Below are 2,144 nucleotides of genomic sequence, written 5' to 3'. Positions count from 1 at the left end.
GGCGTGGTCGACGATGACCGCCCCGGCGCGCAGGCCCGCGCGCGGCGCCTCGAAAGCGGTGGCTGCGGCCAGGGCGAGCGAGTCGGCTCCCCCGCTGAGGCCGACCAGCACCAGGCCGCCGCCGCGGGCCGGGCCGGCCTCGGTGAGCAGGGTGCGTACATGGCGGCGCACATCGGCGATCGCCGGGGTGAGCCTCGGGCGGCGTGGGGACTCCATCCAGTAACGTTATCGACAGACTGTGAACAAGGGAGAGACCAGGCCATGGCAGCATACGACGCAGTAATTGAAATCCCTCGCGGGAGCCGCAACAAGTACGAAGTCGATCACGAGACCGGGCGGGTGTACCTGGACCGTGTTCTCTACACGAGCTTCGTGTACCCGACCGACTACGGCTTCTTCGAGAACACCCTGGGACTCGACGGCGACCCGGTCGACGTCCTGGTCCTGATCGAGTTTCCCCTTTTCCCAGGGGTCGGCCTGTCGGTACGCCCGGTCGGCGTGTTCAATATGACGGATGACGGCGGCTCAGACGCAAAGGTCATCGCGGTTCCCGCGGGCGACCCGCGCTGGGACTATATCCAGGACGTCACCGACATCCCGGAGTACACCCGCAAGGAGATCGAGCACTTCTTCGAGCACTACAAGGACCTCGAACCCGGCAAATGGGTCAAGACCGAGGGCTGGGGCGACGCCGCGGAGGCCGACCAGATCGTGCGCGACGGCCTCACGAAACTGGCGGAAGAGGGCCACTAGGACGCGTCTCCTGCAGTCCGGTGAGGATTGTCGGCAGAATCGACCCGTGACTCGTACTGCCGTGATGGCGAGCGTGAGTGAGGTCGGGCTGCCGAGGCTCGTCCCGGACCTGGATCACGCGCAGACCAGGGATGATCCCGCCGATGTCCAGCCATACCGGGCCCGCGTACCCGCCGGGAAGCAGTTACCCGGCGGGACATGTACCACCTTGGGCCTGAAGATTGCCGAAGGCAGCGTCAGCACCTCGCCAGTGGCCGGAGGACGACACATCGTTAGCGCCAGCGAAGCCATCACGTTCGCGTCGGCTATCGGCTTCCTGGACCAAGGCGTGATCCTGCACGGCACACAGAAGAACCACACGGTCACCCACAAAAACATCACCCAATTCGAGATCCTCGGCGACACCGCTGAAGCACTTCTGAAACAGCACCGATCGTTGTGATACTTCCGGACTACCGCGCCCACAAGGCACCATCCCGCGCCGCAGCCATCCGAGCACTGTGCGAGAAAATGGACCAGCGTCTCTCAACCGAGTGTCCGGCCTGCCGGGCGCCCGGGTTTGGCCACGTCAACGTCGAACACGGCCTGCCCTGCTCCTTCTGCGGATCGGCAACCCAGGCCATCGCAGCCGATATCCACGGCTGCGGCCGGTGCACTCACCAGACCCGGACACCACGAAATCACGCACTGGCAGCCCCAGAATGGTGCGACTACTGCAACTCGTGAAGTGGCGACCCCACACGTGCTGCACCCTCGTTCGTCCCCGCGCTCCTCGAGCGGCGACGCCGGCTTGCCACACCCGCAAGCTGTGGCGCGGACTTGCCACTCGCCACGACAAACCCGCCCTCACCTACCGGGGCGGAGCTGTCCTGAGCGCCATCGTGGTGTGGTGACACGAATTCGCAGACACGCCCTGGATGCCCACGCACCCGACAACCCGGTGATCCGTTTCGCCGGTCAGCCGGGTCGGCCCACGTAGGGAGCCACGTCGCCGGCAGACCAGATGCCGTGGATGCGCACGGGCGAGGACGGGTTCGGGGCCTCGAGGATCTTGCCGCCGCCCACGTAGATAGCCACATGGTAGTAGTCGCCACCCCCGCCCCAGAATACGAGGTCGCCGCGCTGAGCTTGACTGAAGGGCACCAGGCGACCCTCGTTGGCCATGGTGCGGTACTGGTTGGTGGCCGAGTGCGAGCCAATGTAAATGCCCGCCGCCGCGTAGGCGGCCTTGGTCAGCCCCGAGCAGTCCCAGACGTTCGGCCCGGAGCCGCCGAGCACGTAGCGGTCGCCGAGCTGCTGGGTGGCGAATGACAGCGCCGTGTCGACCGCTCCGGCGCTCGGGGCCGGGGCCGCGGGGGCCGGGGCTGCCGGGGCCGGCGCCGCCGGGGCTG

The 2,144-nt window shown here is 67.0% G+C and carries 4 protein-coding genes and 1 pseudogene; 3 read left to right on the top strand and 2 right to left on the bottom strand.

Features of this window, described 5'->3' with window-relative positions; genetic code table 11:
* Positions 1 to 216, bottom strand: a pseudogene (locus E3T40_RS14005) (tRNA(Ile)-lysidine synthetase); the annotation flags it as partial.
* Between the two features lie 45 nt (positions 217 to 261).
* Between E3T40_RS14005 and E3T40_RS14000 the strand changes: the two are divergent.
* From E3T40_RS14000 to E3T40_RS17650, 3 genes are read left to right on the top strand one after another with little or no spacing between them, the layout of a single operon-like run.
* On the top strand, positions 262 to 753 hold the full coding sequence (locus E3T40_RS14000) for an inorganic diphosphatase (protein ID WP_104102469.1): 492 nt from the start codon (positions 262 to 264) through the stop codon (positions 751 to 753).
* A gap of 46 nt (positions 754 to 799) precedes the next feature.
* Entirely contained in the window at positions 800 to 1,195 is a 396-nt protein-coding gene (locus E3T40_RS13995) for a DUF6671 family protein (protein WP_134544305.1), read from the top strand.
* Positions 1,192 to 1,479, top strand: coding sequence for a DUF6671 family protein (locus E3T40_RS17650; RefSeq protein ID WP_370287931.1), 288 nt, complete (start codon positions 1,192 to 1,194; stop codon positions 1,477 to 1,479). The genes E3T40_RS13995 and E3T40_RS17650 overlap by 4 nt, the downstream gene beginning before the upstream one ends.
* 231 nt (positions 1,480 to 1,710) lie before the next feature.
* On the opposite strand, the gene E3T40_RS13985 is transcribed toward E3T40_RS17650, so the two are convergent.
* Positions 1,711 to 2,144, bottom strand: a 434-nt coding sequence (locus E3T40_RS13985) for a C40 family peptidase (RefSeq protein ID WP_146067697.1), incomplete at its 5' end; no start/stop codon positions are given.

It is taken from the genome of Cryobacterium sp. TMT1-19, from assembly GCF_004403055.1.
Lineage (GTDB): Bacteria > Actinomycetota > Actinomycetes > Actinomycetales > Microbacteriaceae > Cryobacterium > Cryobacterium sandaracinum.
Note: the sequence above shows the minus strand (reverse complement) of the source record. Positions and strands in the feature narration are given on the sequence as shown.